This window comes from Microbispora catharanthi, from assembly GCF_006334915.2.
GTDB lineage: Bacteria > Actinomycetota > Actinomycetes > Streptosporangiales > Streptosporangiaceae > Microbispora > Microbispora catharanthi.
Genome location: NZ_VDMA02000011.1, coordinates 140844 through 154671, shown reverse-complemented (window position 1 = coordinate 154671; position 13828 = coordinate 140844). Strand labels below are relative to the sequence as shown.

The 13828-nt window shown below is 72.3% G+C and carries 16 protein-coding genes; 6 read left to right on the top strand and 10 right to left on the bottom strand.

What is annotated here, in order from left to right; all coding sequences use genetic code 11:
- Positions 1 to 9 precede the first annotated feature (9 nt).
- From FH610_RS21625 to FH610_RS21615, 3 genes are all read right to left on the bottom strand, one after another.
- The gene (locus FH610_RS21625) at positions 10 to 531 is read right to left on the bottom strand and encodes a hypothetical protein (protein WP_139576339.1); all 522 of its coding nucleotides are present in this window, start codon (positions 529 to 531) and stop codon (positions 10 to 12) included.
- A gap of 70 nt (positions 532 to 601) precedes the next feature.
- Complete coding sequence (locus FH610_RS21620) at positions 602 to 1393, bottom strand: SDR family NAD(P)-dependent oxidoreductase (RefSeq protein ID WP_139576338.1); 792 nt, start codon at positions 1391 to 1393, stop codon at positions 602 to 604.
- On the bottom strand, positions 1390 to 2109 hold the full coding sequence (locus tag FH610_RS21615; protein ID WP_139576337.1) for an SDR family oxidoreductase: 720 nt from the start codon (positions 2107 to 2109) through the stop codon (positions 1390 to 1392). Before FH610_RS21615 ends, FH610_RS21620 begins: the two co-directional genes overlap by 4 nt.
- Before the next feature lie 74 nt (positions 2110 to 2183).
- Between FH610_RS21615 and FH610_RS21610 the strand changes: the two genes are divergently transcribed.
- Positions 2184 to 2750 carry a TetR/AcrR family transcriptional regulator gene (locus tag FH610_RS21610; protein ID WP_139576336.1) on the top strand — a complete coding sequence of 189 codons (567 nt, stop codon included), beginning with the start codon at positions 2184 to 2186 and terminating at the stop codon, positions 2748 to 2750.
- Positions 2751 to 2757: 7 nt separating this feature from the next.
- Here FH610_RS21610 and FH610_RS21605 read toward each other — a convergent pair whose 3' ends face one another.
- The 3 genes from FH610_RS21605 to FH610_RS21595 are packed head-to-tail and all read right to left on the bottom strand — an operon-like array spanning position 2758 to position 4845.
- The gene (locus FH610_RS21605; protein WP_139576335.1) at positions 2758 to 3153 is read right to left on the bottom strand and encodes a hypothetical protein; all 396 of its coding nucleotides are present in this window, start codon (positions 3151 to 3153) and stop codon (positions 2758 to 2760) included.
- The gene (locus tag FH610_RS21600; protein ID WP_139576334.1) at positions 3150 to 3947 is read right to left on the bottom strand and encodes an SDR family oxidoreductase; all 798 of its coding nucleotides are present in this window, start codon (positions 3945 to 3947) and stop codon (positions 3150 to 3152) included. The genes FH610_RS21605 and FH610_RS21600 overlap by 4 nt, the downstream gene beginning before the upstream one ends.
- Before the next feature lie 4 nt (positions 3948 to 3951).
- Positions 3952 to 4845, bottom strand: a complete 894-nt coding sequence (locus FH610_RS21595; protein WP_240809106.1) for an RNA polymerase sigma-70 factor — start codon at positions 4843 to 4845, stop codon at positions 3952 to 3954.
- A 42-nt stretch (positions 4846 to 4887) separates the two neighbouring features.
- On the opposite strand from FH610_RS21595, the gene FH610_RS21590 reads away from it, so the two are divergent.
- Positions 4888 to 5322 carry a type III secretion system chaperone family protein gene (locus FH610_RS21590; protein ID WP_161628047.1) on the top strand — a complete coding sequence of 145 codons (435 nt, stop codon included), beginning with the start codon at positions 4888 to 4890 and terminating at the stop codon, positions 5320 to 5322.
- Here FH610_RS21590 and FH610_RS21585 read toward each other — a convergent pair whose 3' ends face one another.
- The gene (locus tag FH610_RS21585) at positions 5323 to 5958 is read right to left on the bottom strand and encodes a TetR/AcrR family transcriptional regulator (RefSeq protein WP_139576331.1); all 636 of its coding nucleotides are present in this window, start codon (positions 5956 to 5958) and stop codon (positions 5323 to 5325) included.
- A gap of 91 nt (positions 5959 to 6049) precedes the next feature.
- Between FH610_RS21585 and FH610_RS21580 the strand changes: the two genes are divergently transcribed.
- Positions 6050 to 7171: a Gfo/Idh/MocA family protein gene (locus tag FH610_RS21580; RefSeq protein WP_139576330.1), complete on the top strand. Its 1122-nt coding sequence runs from the start codon at positions 6050 to 6052 to the stop codon at positions 7169 to 7171.
- A 4-nt stretch (positions 7172 to 7175) separates the two neighbouring features.
- Here FH610_RS21580 and FH610_RS21575 read toward each other — a convergent pair whose 3' ends face one another.
- The gene (locus tag FH610_RS21575) at positions 7176 to 7802 is read right to left on the bottom strand and encodes an NADPH-dependent F420 reductase (RefSeq protein ID WP_139576329.1); all 627 of its coding nucleotides are present in this window, start codon (positions 7800 to 7802) and stop codon (positions 7176 to 7178) included.
- A gap of 28 nt (positions 7803 to 7830) precedes the next feature.
- Positions 7831 to 8298: a MarR family winged helix-turn-helix transcriptional regulator gene (locus FH610_RS21570; RefSeq protein ID WP_240809105.1), complete on the bottom strand. Its 468-nt coding sequence runs from the start codon at positions 8296 to 8298 to the stop codon at positions 7831 to 7833.
- 174 nt (positions 8299 to 8472) lie between these two features.
- Between FH610_RS21570 and FH610_RS21565 the strand changes: the two genes are divergently transcribed.
- Genes FH610_RS21565 through FH610_RS21555 form a run of 3 tightly spaced genes read left to right on the top strand, consistent with a single transcriptional unit; the run spans position 8473 to position 10753 of the window.
- Positions 8473 to 9276, top strand: a complete 804-nt coding sequence (locus FH610_RS21565) for an MFS transporter (RefSeq protein WP_161628046.1) — start codon at positions 8473 to 8475, stop codon at positions 9274 to 9276.
- Complete coding sequence (locus FH610_RS21560) at positions 9240 to 9935, top strand: MFS transporter (protein WP_167538754.1); 696 nt, start codon at positions 9240 to 9242, stop codon at positions 9933 to 9935. Before FH610_RS21565 ends, FH610_RS21560 begins: the two co-directional genes overlap by 37 nt.
- An 11-nt stretch (positions 9936 to 9946) precedes the next feature.
- Positions 9947 to 10753, top strand: a complete 807-nt coding sequence (locus FH610_RS21555; RefSeq protein WP_139576326.1) for an alpha/beta fold hydrolase — start codon at positions 9947 to 9949, stop codon at positions 10751 to 10753.
- A gap of 112 nt (positions 10754 to 10865) precedes the next feature.
- Here FH610_RS21555 and FH610_RS21550 read toward each other — a convergent pair whose 3' ends face one another.
- On the bottom strand, positions 10866 to 13790 hold the full coding sequence (locus FH610_RS21550; RefSeq protein WP_139576325.1) for a vitamin B12-dependent ribonucleotide reductase: 2925 nt from the start codon (positions 13788 to 13790) through the stop codon (positions 10866 to 10868).
- Between the last annotated feature and the right edge of the window lie 38 nt (positions 13791 to 13828).

Below are 13828 nucleotides of genomic sequence, written 5' to 3'. Positions count from 1 at the left end.
GGGCTCGACTCACCGCACCGGCAGCCACACCGTGCCCGAGCCCCGGTCGCGGGTCAGCGTGATCTCCCAGCAGCCTGGCTTGGGGAAGACGAACCCCGTGCCCCACTCCTGACCGGGCCGGTGCCAGGTCGATCCGCCGTGCGCCTCGGGCCCCCAGGTCAGCCTGGCGGCGGTGCCGTCGGGGAGCGCGGCGGTCACGCGCAACGGCCCCTCACCCGTCATCCGCCACACGATCTTGACCTCCCGCCCGGCGGCGAGCGGCACCGGCGCGAACATCAGCCCCCACACCTCGGCTCCCCGCCCGGAGCCCCGCACCTCGGGCAGCGCGTTCGCCGTGCTACCGGTCGTCCGTTCGCAGGACCCCCGAGCGGGGACCGACGCAGAGACGGAGGCGGGGACGGAGGCGGAGACGGACGGGAGCGTCGTTCCGGCGCCCGTGCCGGTTCCGGGGTTTCCTGTGCCGGGGTTTCCGGTGCCGGCGCAGCCCGCCACGAGCACCAAGCCGCATAAGCCGACCGCAGTGTGCCTCATGCCCCTCACTACCGCCGCGGCTACCCGGAGGTTCCCGCGGACGCCGCAGCGCGGCCGTTCAGCGCGTCGTTCAGAGGGCCTCGCGGACGAGGCGGTCGCTCAGCTCGCGGAGGCGGGCCCGGGCCTCGCGGTCGTACGCCTGGGGGTCGGCCCGGCCCTCGGTCGTCCCGACGTGGTAGGTGCCGCTAGAGACCTTCCCGTCGATCAGGCGGAGGGTGGCGTCGCCGCCCTCCCGCACGGAGCTGAGGACGGGCGCGCCGGCCTCCCTGACCATCGTGGTGTCCATGTACGTCGCCGGATGCAGCGCGGTCACCGACACTCCCTGTCCGGCGAGCTCCTCCGCGAGGTCGAACGTGAACATGATCTGCGCGAGCTTGCTCTGGGAGTAGGCGCGCTGGCGGTCGTACCCCCGGGTGAGCATCGGGTCGGCGAAGTCGATCGCCCGCTGTCCCACCGACGCCACGTTGACCACGCGCGACGGCGCGGACCGTACGAGCAGGGGGACGAGGCGCCGGGTCAGGTGATAGCCGGCCAGATAGTTGACCGCGAAGCGCAACTCGACGCCGTCGGCGCTCTCCTGCCTGCCGGAGCCCGGGGCTCCCCCGCCGACTCCCGCGTTGTTCACGAGCACGTCCAGGCCGTCGAACCGCTCCTCGATCTCCGCCGCCATGCGGTCGACCTGCCGCAGGTCGGCGAGGTCCGCGAGCAGGCCCTCGGTCGTCCCGCCGATTTCTGCGCGGACCCGGCGCACCCGCTCGGGATCGCGCCCGTGCACGATCACCCGGTCGCCCGACGCGGCGAGCCGGACCGCCAGGTGGCGGCCCAGCCCGTCCGTGGCCCCCGTGACGAGGATCGTCCTCATGCCGCGCTCGGCTTGAGGCGGACGCCGCCGTCGACGGTCAGCACGGTGCCCGTCGCGTAACCCGTCTCGATCAGGTACGCGATCGCGTTCGCCACGTCGGCGGGGGTGCCGATCCTGCCGACCGTTGTGGCGGCGGCGAACCCGTCGAGCGCGCCCTGCCGGCTGTCCCCCAGCCAGTCCCACCACTCGGTGTCGACCACGCCGGGTGACACCGCGTTGACCCGGACCGGCGCGAGCTCCACCGCGAGCCCCGGGATCATCGACTCGACGGCGCCGTTCACCGCCGCGAGCCCGGCCACTCCGGCCAGCGCGTTGTTCGCGCTGGCCGCCGCGACGAACGTCAGCGACCCGTCCCGCCGCAGCGCCGGGAGCGCCGCCTGGGCGGCGACCACCTGGGCGATCAGCTTGTCGTCCAGGGCCTCGCGCAGGTCGTCGGGCGAGAGCGACCGGAACGGGCCGGCCCCCTTACGTCCGGACACGTTGACCACCACGTGGTCCACCGGACCCACCTCGGCGAACAGGTTCCGCATCGCCTCCGGATCGCGGGCGTCGGCCACCACTCCGGAGCCCCGCTCCCCGATCTCCTTGACCGCCTGCTCCAGGCGTTCGGGCGTACGGCCGGTGACGACGACCTCGCGGCCCGACGCGGCCAGCCGTACGGCGGTGGCCAGGCCGATGCCGCTCGTGCCGCCGACGATCACCACTCGTTCACGCACTGGACCTCTCCTCAATACGAGACATGCTGCCTCGAAATCTTAAATCGAGACACGGTGTCCTGTAAAGTGGCGGCATGGTTGGGAGGCCGCGCAGCGAGCAGGCGCGCCGGGCGATACTCAAGGCCGCCCTGCGGCTGTGCGAGCGCGACGGCTATCCGAACGTGACGCTGAAGGGCATCGCCGAGGAGGCGGGCGCCGGCAGGCAGACGCTCTACCGCTGGTGGGACACCAAGGCCGACCTGCTGCTTGAGGCGATGACCGACCTCGTCGGGAGCTCCCATGCGCCGTCGCAGGCCGGCCTGGAGACGTTCCTGAGCGAGACCTTCGCGCTGGCGGACGGCGCGATCGGCAGGATCGTGGCGGGCCTCATGGCGGAGGCCCAGAGCGACCCCGCCCTGGGCGAGCGCCTGCGGGAGCGGCTGATCGGTCCACGGCGGGACGCCCTGCGGGCGGTGCTGGAGCGGATGCCGCCGCCCCCCGGCGCCGACCTGGACCTCCTGGTCGACATGATCTTCGGGGCCATGTGGTATCGGCTGCTCAACCGGCATGCCCCGCTCGATTCCGCCCTGGCGGGGGACATCACGGCGCTCGTGGCCAGGATCGCCGCGAGCCCGGGACCCCACGGGGACCTCCCGGGCTGACGCTCCTCTACAGGACGGCGAGCCCTACGACCACGCCCAGGGCCAGGGTGACGGCCTGGCCGGCCGCGTCCAGGGCGGTGAAGCCGTGGAGATGGCCGAGGTGGAACACCAGATGCGGCAGTGCGTACAACAGGTATCCGATCACGACGGTACGGCGCAGCACCGGCTCCAGCCGGACCGCGGCGACGGCCAGCATGACGCCCATCCCGAGGTTGAGCCCGCCGAGGTCGCGCAGCAGGTGCTCGTTGTACTCCGGCAGCATCGACACCCAGGGATGCCCCGGCAGCGGGAAGTCGTCGTAGAACGAGCGGGGCGCGAGCAGCTGCCACAGCCCGACGACGGCCTCGGTGAGCGCGAGGTACCACAGCCCGATTCGCCGCCGCAGGCGGACCCGCGCGCTCACGCGGCGCCCCGCCCGGAGACGGGCCGCTCCGGGGTGCCCCGGCCGGCGAGGAACTCGGCGAACGTGCGGACGCCGGTCGCCTGGCCGGGCGCGAGGTGGACGCCCTGCCGGAAGGCCGCCGCCGTCTTCCCCGGCACCCGTACGCTCATCAGGGGCCGGCGGCGTCCGGTGGCCGAGAGGTAGGCCCGCACGAGGTCACGCGCCGGCAGGATCTCCGGGCCGCCCATGTCGGGAACCCGTCCGGCGGGGGCCGCCGACGCCAGAGCGGCCAGCCGCTCGGCGACCTCGGACGTGTCGACCGGCTGGAAGCGCCACCCGGCGGGCACGGGCACGACGGGCAGCCGGACCAGCGACCGGGCCAGGAGCAGCACGAAGTCGTGGAACTGCGTGGTGCGCAGGATCGTGTGCGGCAGTCCGGACGCCGCCACGACCCGCTCGGCTTCGTACTTGGCCCGGTAGTAGGAGTACGGATGCCGGTCCACGCCGACGATGGAGATGAAGACGAGGTGTCCGGCCCCCGCCGCGCGGGCGGCTTCCGCCAGCCGGCGCGTGCCCTCGACGTCGCCGCGTGGACGCCGCGGGTCGCTGGCGAGATGGACGACCGTGGAGACGCCGCCCACGGCACGCTCCAGGCCGGCGCCGGTGGTCAGGTCGCCCTTCACGGACGCGTACGGCATGCCGGGGCGGGGCGAGCGGGACAGGACGCGAACGTCGGCTCCGGCCTCCAGGAGCCTGCCGACGACGTGGCGGCCGAGGGTGCCGGTGCCGCCGGTGACAAGGATGGAATCGCTCATACCGCTAAGAACCGGCGACGCCCTCCCGTTGTGACAACTGCCCCGCGAGATAGGCGAGCTTGTCCGGGTTGACGACGACGCGCAGACCATGGACGAGATCCCCGTCGCTCTCCACGACGAACACGCTGAACAGCCCGCCGTCGAGGAAGGCCAGCACGGCGGGCTCCCCGTTGACCTCGGCGAGACCGAGGCGGACCCCCGTCCCCGCGGCTCGGGCGGCAAGGCCCGCCAGGTAGCGGCACACCTTGGCGGCCCCCACCACCGGCCGCAGGGCCGAGCTCACCCTGCCGCCGCCGTCGGACCAGGCCACGACATCGGCCGCGAGCACGCTCTCCAGCCCGGCGAGGTCGCCGTTCTCGGCGGCCAGCAGGAAGCGTTCCACGATCCGGCGGCGGGCCTGCGCCGAGGCGTCGAACCGGCGCCGCTCCCCCACCCGCTGCCGCGCCCGGCGGTGCAGTTGCCGGCAGTTCGCCTCGGACAGCTCGAGCACGTCGGCGATCTCGCGGTAGCCGTACGAGAAGGCCTCGCGCAGGACGAAGACGGCGCGCTCGGCCGGGGTGAGCCGTTCGAGCAGGACGAGGAAGGCCATCGAGATCGAGTCGCGCTGCTCGGCCGTCTCCAGCGGCTCGTCGGTCAGGACCGGCTCGGGCAGCCAGGGGCCGACGTACTCCTCCCGCAGGGCCCGGGCGGACGTCAGCCGGTTGAGGCAGATGTTGGTGAGGACCTTCGCCAGCCAGGCGCCGGGCGTGGCGATCGCCGCCCGGTCGGCGGCGTTCCACCGCAGGTAGGAGTCCTGCACCGCGTCCTCGGCCTCGGCGGCGGAGCCGAGCAGCCGGTAGGCGAGCCCGAAAAGCCGGGCGCGGTGGCCACTGAACTCCTCCGCCGGATCGTCTGTCACATCCGCCACTTTATTGACGGCCCGATGCGGCAGGATGGAGCGGTGACGCCTTCCCCAGCGGTCGTCCGGCCGGACCGGGACCTCCTCGAGGAGATCCTGGACGAGCTGGACATCGAGCACACGATAGACACAGAGGGCGACCTGGCGATCTCCACCGCCCATCTCACGATCTTCTTCCTGTTCGGCAAGGAAGGAGACCTGTTCACCGTACGGTCCTTCTACGACAGGCAGTACTCGGTGGACGACAAGCCGATGCTGCTCACGGCGATCAACGAGTGGAACGCGGACACGATGTGGCCGAAGGTGTACGCGTTCACCCAGGACAACGGCACGATCCGGGTCGTCGGCGACTCCCAGGTCTACATCGGGGCCGGCGTGACCAGGGAACACCTGACCACGATGGTGGCCCACTGGGTCAGGTTCTCGATCAAGTTCTACCGCTGGCTCACCGACCGGCTCGCCTTCGAGACCGACTGATCAGGCCGGCGGGGTCCCCGGCAGCCCCTGCGTCCGCGGCGCACACAGCCCGTCGAGCACGATCCGCAGGTTCCGGCCCCACTGCTCGTCCCCGGCCCGGAGTCTGAGCGTGCGCGGACCGGTAGCCACGGCCGCCAGCAGGAACGGCACGTCCTGCCAGGCCACGTCGGCCCGCATCACCCCGGCCTCCTGCGCGCGCTCCACCAGGAGCCGCAGGCCCTCCTGGATCTGGCCGAGAACCGGGTCGAGGTTCGGCCCGCAGGCGCCGCCCACGGCCTCGCGGATGCCGCAGCTCTCCGCGCGCAGCCGCACGTACGCGGCGGCGAAGGTCTCGAATCCGCGCCAGGGGTCGGGGTCGGCGCCGGCGTTCGCGGCCAGGCCGGCCATTTCGGCGAGCACCTCGTCGAGGACCGCCTCCAGCAGCGCCTCACGGGAGGACACGCGCCGATAGAAGGTCCCGATGCCCACACCGGCCCTGCGGGCGATCTCGTGCGCCGTGACCTCGACTCCGATCTCGGCCACCGCCGCACGCGCGGCCTCCACCAGCCGCTCCATGTTGCGCCGCGCGTCCGCCCGGGGCGTCCGCCCCGGCTCCGCCGACAGCAGCACGCCGACCGCTCCGTCCCGACCACTCATGAACGCAGCCTACCAACCGGACTCGGCGCGTCCGGTTATGCTAGCGTTCACAACCGGACGCACCGAGTCCGCTTATTGCGTGGAGGCGGAAATGAGCAGAATCCGTGTGGGCATCGTCGGCGCCAACCCCGAGCGCGGCTGGGCGGTGCGCGCGCACGTGCCGGCGCTGCGGGCGCTGCCGGACTACGAGATCACGGCCGTGGCGACCAGCCGGGAGGACAGCGCCCGCGAGGCCGCGCGCAGGTTCGGCGCCGCGCACGCGTTCACCGATCCCCGGGCCCTCGCCGCGCACCCCGAGGTGGACCTCGTCGCCGTCACGGTCAAGGTCCCCCACCATGCCGAGCTCGTCGGCGCCGCCCTGGAGGCAGGCACCCACGTGCTGTGCGAATGGCCGCTGGTGCGGACGACCGCAGAGGCGCAGGACCTGCTCGACCAGGCGCGGACGGCCGGCGTGCGGCACGCGCTCGGGCTGCAGGGCCGGTTCGCCCCCGTCGTGGCCTACGCCCGCGACCTGCTCCGGAACGGCGCGGTGGGCCGGGTCACCTCGGTGAACGTCCACTCGGCGGTCGGCAAGGGCGCGACCGGAAGGCTGCCGTCCTGGTCGGCGTACACGGTCACCCGTGCCGGCGCGGCCGGGCTGCTCGAGGTCGTGGGCGGGCACACGCTCGACGTCGTGGAGCATCTCCTGGGCGGCGCCGCTTCCCTGTCCGCCACCCTCTCCGTCCAGCGGGAGACGTACGTCGTCGAGGAGAGCGGCGAGACGATCGAGGCCGACGCCCCCGACCAGCTCCTGCTCTCCGCCACCATGGCGAGCGGCGCGGTGGTCTCCCTGCACCTCCACAGCGGCAAGGTCACCGAGCCGGGCACGCGAATCGAGATCTCCGGCACGGAGGGCGATCTCTCCCTCGTGTCCACCGGCCCCGGCAGCCCGTACGGCGTGCAGATCAGTGAGCTGCGCCTGCACGGGACGGCGGGCGGCGCGTGGAAGGAGCTGCCGGTTCCCGAGGAGTACGTCCGGGCGCCCGGGGCGGCGGGCGACGCGCGCAACGTCGCCGAGCTCTACGCCGCGCTCGCCGCCGACCTCCGGACGGGCGGAGGGCGGGTGCCGGACTTCGCGCACGGTGTGCGCCTGCATCAGGTGCTCGACGCGATCCGCCGCTCCGCCGAGACCGGCATCCGCCAGACGGTCGTCCCCATCGGCGTCCCCGCCTGATCCGTCAACCCCGGGCGAGGGCGTCGCGCAACTCGCCGGCGGTGAGGCGGGGGCCGTAGGCGGGCTTGTCCCGCTGGAACCGCCGCCCCTCCGCGAGGGGACCCGCGTCGACCACGTCGAAGCCGAACGAGTCGGTCAGCTCGGCGACCGCCTTCTTGGCCTCGGCGTCGTCGCCCGCGATGGGCAGCGCCCGTCGGTTCTCCGCGCCGGCGGGCAGCCCCTGCTCGGCGAGGTGGACGTAGTTGATGGAGTTGAACGCCTTCACGACCCGCGACCCCGGCAGATGCGCGGCGAGCAGCTCGGTGTCGGTGGTCTCACCGGCGTCGAGCTCGGGGAAGTGACCGTCCCGCTCGTAGTAGTAGTTGTTCGTGTCGATGACGATCTTGCCGTCCAGCGGCTTGACCGGCACCTCCCGGTATCTGCCGAAGGGAATCGTCACGACCACGATGTCCCCCGCCGCCGCGGCCTCGGCCGCGGTGGCTGCGCGTGCGTCCGGGCCCAGCCCGGCCACGAGTTCGGAGAGCGTGTCCGGCCCGCGGGAGTTGCTCAGCACCACCGAGTGCCCGGCGTCGACCGCCAGCTTCGCGAGGGTGCCGCCGATCTTCCCGCTGCCGATGAATCCGATGACCATGGTTGCGGCAACACAGCCGTTCCCGGCCTCATTCCCCCGCCGGCGTGTCCTGCAGGACGACGACGGCCCGTTCGAGGAGGTCCCGTAGCCGGTCGGCCTCGTCGGGCGTGAACTCCTCCACCAGCCTGCGCTCCACGGCCACGGCCGCCGCGTCGGCCTTGCGCAGCAGCGCCTGCCCGGCCCGGGTGAGCCGGGTGACGAGCACCTGGGCGTGATCGCTGGAGGGACGCCGCTCCACCAGCCCACGCGACTCCAGCGTCTTGAGCACGGTCGTCATGCTCTGCGGGGTGACCGAGCAGAACCGTGCCAGCTTCGCCCCCGAGATGCCGGGCGCGAGCGACAGCGCGTACATCGCCGCGTACTGCGGGACGGTCAGCCCGAACGGCCGCAGCACGCGGCTCTTCTCCGCGATCAGCGCCTGTTCTGCGCGCTTGATGGCGTTGCCGGGCCGCCACGCCACCGCCTCGGCGATCCTCGCCTCCTCGGCTCCCATCATCACGCTCCCCGCGCCGTCAGGGCTCTGACATGGGGACCCTACCACCGGTTTGACAGGCCTTCCGCTATTCATCCATCCTCTGATGTCCATCAGAGTTCTTATGGTTATCGGAATTGGATGGGATCTATGCCTGCGGATTGTCCTGGCCCACGACGGCGAGCGCCGTCCCTCGCCGTGGTCTGCGCCGCGGTGCTGCTCGTCCCGGTGACCGCCACGGGCACCGCCGAGGCGCTCGGCGACATCGGCGCGGACCTGCGCGCCGGGCTGGACGCCACCCAGTGGGTGGTCAACGCCTTCTTCCTCACCTTCGCCGCGTTCATGACGAGCACGGGGGCGCTGGCCGACCGGTTCGGGCGGCGCAGGATGTTCGCCCTCGGCGCCGGCGTGTTCACGGCGTCGATGCTCCTGGCCGCCGCCGCCCCGGACATCGGCGTACTGATCGCGGCCAGGGCGCTCGCGGGCGCGGGTGCCGCCGCGGCCACCACCGGCGGCACCGCGCTGCTCGCGGACGCCTACCCCGCGGGCCCCGGCAGGACCAGGGCGTTCGCCTGGTTCGGCACCACGCTCGGCCTGGGGCTTGCCTTCGCCCCGGTGATCGCCGGAACACTGGTCGGCGCCGTCGGATGGCGCAGCCTGTTCGCGGCGGCCGGGATCGCGCTGCTGCCGGTGCCGCCACTGAGCGCGTTGCTGGACGAGTCGCGCGCCGCCCTGGACGGCCCCATGGACTGGGGCGGCGCGGCCGCCTTCACCCTCGCGCTCACCGCCTTCACCTTCGGCGTGATCGAGGGGCCGGCTCTCGGGTGGACGCACCCCGCGGTGTCGGCCGCCTTCGCCGCCTGCGCCGTCCTGTCGGCGGCCTTCGCCATGGCCGAACGGCGTCATCCCGCGCCCCTGGTGGATCTGTCGCTGCTGGCCGGCCCCGGTTCGCGGCGATCGCGTCCATGCCGTTCCTGCTCGCCTTCGGCTTCGTCGCGCTGACGATCGTGCTGCCGCCATACCTCATGGCCACCTCCGGGTACTCGGCCCGGCAGGCGGGTCTGACGTTGATGCTGCTGACCGGGCCGACGCTGGTGATGCCGCCCGTCACCGGCGCCCTGGCCCGCCGCCTGTCGCAGCGCGTCCTGCTGGTGACCACGCTGCTGCTGGTCGCGGCCGGGACCGGTCTGCTGGCGGCGGTGCCCGCCGGATCGGGCCCGGCGCGGCTCGCCGTGCCGTTGCTGCTGATCGGGACGGGTTTCGGCGTGTCGCTGGCCGTGGTCGACGGGGCGGCGGTCTCCTCCGTCGAGCCCGCGCGGGCCGGCATGGCGGCAGGGCTGTTCAACACGGCCCGCATCACCGGCGAGGTCGTCGCCATCGCCGTGCTCGGCGCCGTGCTGTCCGCGCTGACCCGGGCGAGCCTGACCGGCCGATACGGCGAGGCGCGGGCGGCCCGGGCGACCTCCCGCCTGCTGCAGGGCGACATCGCGGGCGCCGCGCCGGCCGGGGCCGGGCGGCTGGAGTTCGCCCGTCTGGCGAGCGCCGGCTACGCGGACGCCCTGCACACCGCCCTGTGGCTGCTGACCCTCCTGTCCCTGGCCGGCGCGCTCGCCGTCGGTCTCCTGATGTCCGTCCGCGAACCCGCGCGGATCACCACGTGAAAGGAACGACCATGCCTGTCGTCACCGTCGGCTCCGGCACCGTCAACTATCTCGTCACCGGAACCGGGCCCGGCCTCGTGCTCGTCCACGGCACCGGCGCCACCGGCGAGACCAACTGGGCCCCGCTCATCGAGGCCGTCGCCGATCGCTTCACCGTGGTCGCCCCCGACCTGTCCGGCTCGGGCGCCACCGTCGACGGAGGCGGCCCGATCCACGTGGAGGATCTGGTCGCCCAGGTGCTCGGCGCGGCCGGGCACGCCGGCCTGGAGCGGTTCCACCTGGTCGGCCACTCGCTCGGCGCCGTCGTGGCGCTGGCGGCGGCCGGCACCCGGCCGGAGAAGGTGCTGTCGCTGACCGCGCACGCCGGATGGGCCAGGACCGACCCGTGGATGGCCTTCCAGATGGACCTGTGGATCCGCCTGGTGCGCACCGACAGGGAACTGCTCGCCCGGCTGCTCCAGGTGACCGCGATGGGCGACGCCACGCTGCGCGCCCGCTCGCCTGAGGACTTCGAGCAGGCCACCGCCGCCTTCACGGCGATGCTCGGCGGCGCGGAGGACGGGTTCGCCAGGCAGGCCCAGGCGGACGTCGCCGTCGACATCACGGAGCTGCTGCCACGTGTGACCGCGCCGACGCTGATCGTCTCCAGTGCCGACGACAGGATCGTGCCGCCGCACCACCAGCGCGAGCTCGCCCGGCTCATCCCACACGCCGAGCTCGTGACGGTCCCCGGCGGCCACGGCCTGCCGTTCGAGGACCCCGCCGCGTTCACCGCCGTCATCACCGACCACCTGGACCGCGCGACCGCCACGGTCTGAGGTTCCCGAAAACGATCGCACGGAGGTACGGCAGTCGAGATTGACGGATGCCTCCCACCCGAACCCCGGGTGGGAGGCATCGTCATGGAGAGATCACACGCGATCGCCTGTCTCAGCTGCAGCCGCTGGTGCTGCCGCAGCCCTCGCAGACGTAGCAGCTGCCGGCCGGGCGCATCTTGGTGCCGCAGGTCATGCACAGCGGCGCGTCCGCCGTACGGCCCTGGTGGCTCTCCAGCGAGGCGCCGACCCGGCGCGGCTCCGGCACCGCCACCGGCACGACCTGCCCGGCGGACGGCCCCTCGGCGGGCTTGGCCTCGACGGGCGCGGGCTGCGCCTTCTCGATCGGCGCGGACTTCCCGCTCTCGATGGGCGCCGACTGCGCCAGGGCGGCGGTGTCCACGTCCTGGAGCGCGGCCGGGTCCTCGCCGCGCTGCTGCGCGGCCCGCTCGGAGGCGGAGAAGATGCCCAGGGCCGCCCGGTCCTCGTACGGCAGGTAGTCGAGCGCGAGCCGCCGGAAGATGTAGTCCATCACGGACTGCGCCATCCGGACGTCGGGGTCGTCGGTCATGCCCGCCGGCTCGAAGCGCATGTTGACGAACTTCTGCACGTACGTGTCGAGCGGCACGCCGTACTGGAGGCCGATCGAGATCGCCACGGAGAAGGCGTCCATCACGCCCGCGAGCGTGCTGCCCTGCTTGGACATCTTGAGGAAGACCTCGCCCAGGCCGTCGTCGGGATAGGACGAGGCGGTCATGTAGCCCTTGGCACCGCCCACGGTGAAGCGGGTGGTCGTGCTCGGCCGCTGGTTCGGCATCCGCCGCCTGGTCGGCCGCGCGACCTCCACGACCTGGACGATCGGCTCCTTCTCCGCGGTCTCGGCGGAAGTCTCGGCAGGGACCTCCTCGGAGGTCTTCTTCGCGACCGACAGCGGCTGGCCGACCTTGCAGTTGTCACGGTAGACGGCCAGGGCCTTCAGGCCGAGCTTCCAGCCCTCCAGGTAGACCTGCTCGATGTCGTCCACCGTGGCCGACTCGGGCAGGTTCACGGTCTTGGAGATCGCGCCGGACAGGAACGGCTGGACGGCCGCCATCATCCGGACGTGGCCCATCGGGGCGATGGCCCGCTCGCCCATCGCGCAGTCGAACACCTCGTAGTGCTCAGGCCGCAGGCCGGGGGCGTCCACGACGTGGCCGTGCTCGGCGATGTACTCGACGATGGCCTCGACCTGCTCCTCGAGGTAGCCGAGCCGGCGCAGCGCCCGCGGGATCGTCTGGTTGACGATCTGCATCGAGCCGCCGCCGACGAGCTTCTTGAACTTCACCAGCGCCAGGTCGGGCTCGATGCCGGTGGTGTCGCAGTCCATCATCAGGCCGATGGTGCCGGTCGGGGCGAGCAGCGACGCCTGGGCGTTGCGGTAGCCGTTCTTCTCGCCGAGCCTGAGGCACTCCTGCCACTGCCGGGTGGCCTCGGTGTGCAGGGTCTTGTCCATGTCGTCGAGGGTGCGCAGGTCGTCGTTGGCCGCGGCGTGCTTGCGCATGACCCGCTTGTGCGGCTCGGCGTTGCGCTGGTAGCCGTCGTACGGGCCGACGATCCCGGCGAGCTCGGCCGAGCGGCGGTAGGACACGGCGGTCATCAGCGAGGTGATCCCGGCCGCGATGGCCCGGCCGCCGTCGGAGTCGTACGCGTGGCCGGTCGCCATCAGCAGCGCGCCCAGGTTGGCGTAGCCGATGCCGAGCTGGCGGTACGCCCGGGTGGTCTCGGCGATCTTCTGCGTCGGGAAGTCGGCGAAGGTGATCGAGATGTCCATCGCGGTGATGATCAGCTCGGTGATCTTCACGAAGGTCGCGACGTCGAAGGAGTCGTCGTCACGCAGGAACTTCAGCAGGTTGATCGACGCGAGGTTGCACGAGGAGTTGTCCAGGTGGACGTACTCCGAGCAGGGGTTGCTGGCCGTGATCCGCCCGGTCTCGGGGCAGGTGTGCCAGTCGTTGATCGTGTCGTCGTACTGCAGGCCGGGGTCGGCGCACTCCCAGGCGGCCTGGGCCATCTTGCGGAACAGCGACCGCGCCTCGACCTCCTCGATGACCTCGCCGGTCAGCCGGGCCCGCAGACCGAAATTCCCGCCGGCCTCGACGGCCCGCATGAACTCGTCGGAGACCCTCACCGAGTTGTTGGCGTTCTGGTACTGGACGGACACGATGTCCTTGCCGCCGAGGTCCATGTCGAACCCGGCGTCGCGCAGCGCGCGGATCTTGTCCTCCTCGCGCGCCTTGGTCTCGATGAACTCCTCGATGTCGGGGTGGTCCACGTCGAGAACGACCATCTTGGCCGCCCTGCGGGTGGCGCCGCCCGACTTGATGGTGCCGGCGGAGGCGTCGGCGCCGCGCATGAAGGAGACCGGGCCGCTGGCCGTGCCACCGCTGGACAGCAGCTCCTTGGACGAGCGGATGCGGGAGAGGTTGACCCCCGAGCCCGAGCCGCCCTTGAAGATCACGCCCTCTTCCTTGTACCAGTCGAGGATCGACTCCATCGTGTCGTCCACGGCCAGGATGAAGCAGGCGCTCACCTGCTGGGGCGAGCGGGTGCCGACGTTGAACCACACCGGGGAGTTGAAGCTGAAGGTCTGGTGGATCAGCGCGTGCTTGAGCTCGTGGTCGAAGATCTCCGCGTCCTCCTCGGAGGCGAAGTAGCCGTTCTCGACGCCGGTCCTGGTGTAGACGCCCACGACCCGGTCGACGAGCTGCTTGAGGCTCGACTCGCGCTGCGGGGTGCCCACCGCCCCGCGGAAGTACTTGGTGGTGACGATGTTGGCCGCGTTGACCGACCAGAAGTCCGGGAACTCCACGCCGTGCTGCTCGAAGTTGACCGAGCCGTCCCGCCAGTTCGTCATCACGACGTCGCGCCGCTCCCAGCGGACCTCGTCGTACGGGTGGACACCCGGGGTGGTGAAGACGCGCTTCATCTTCAGGCCCTTGCGCGGGCGCTTGCCCGGCCGGCCCCCCACACCCGACACGGTGCCGCTCACGGTCTCCGTCATGACTTCCCCCTCCCAGGGCCCGATGGAGCCCCTTCTCC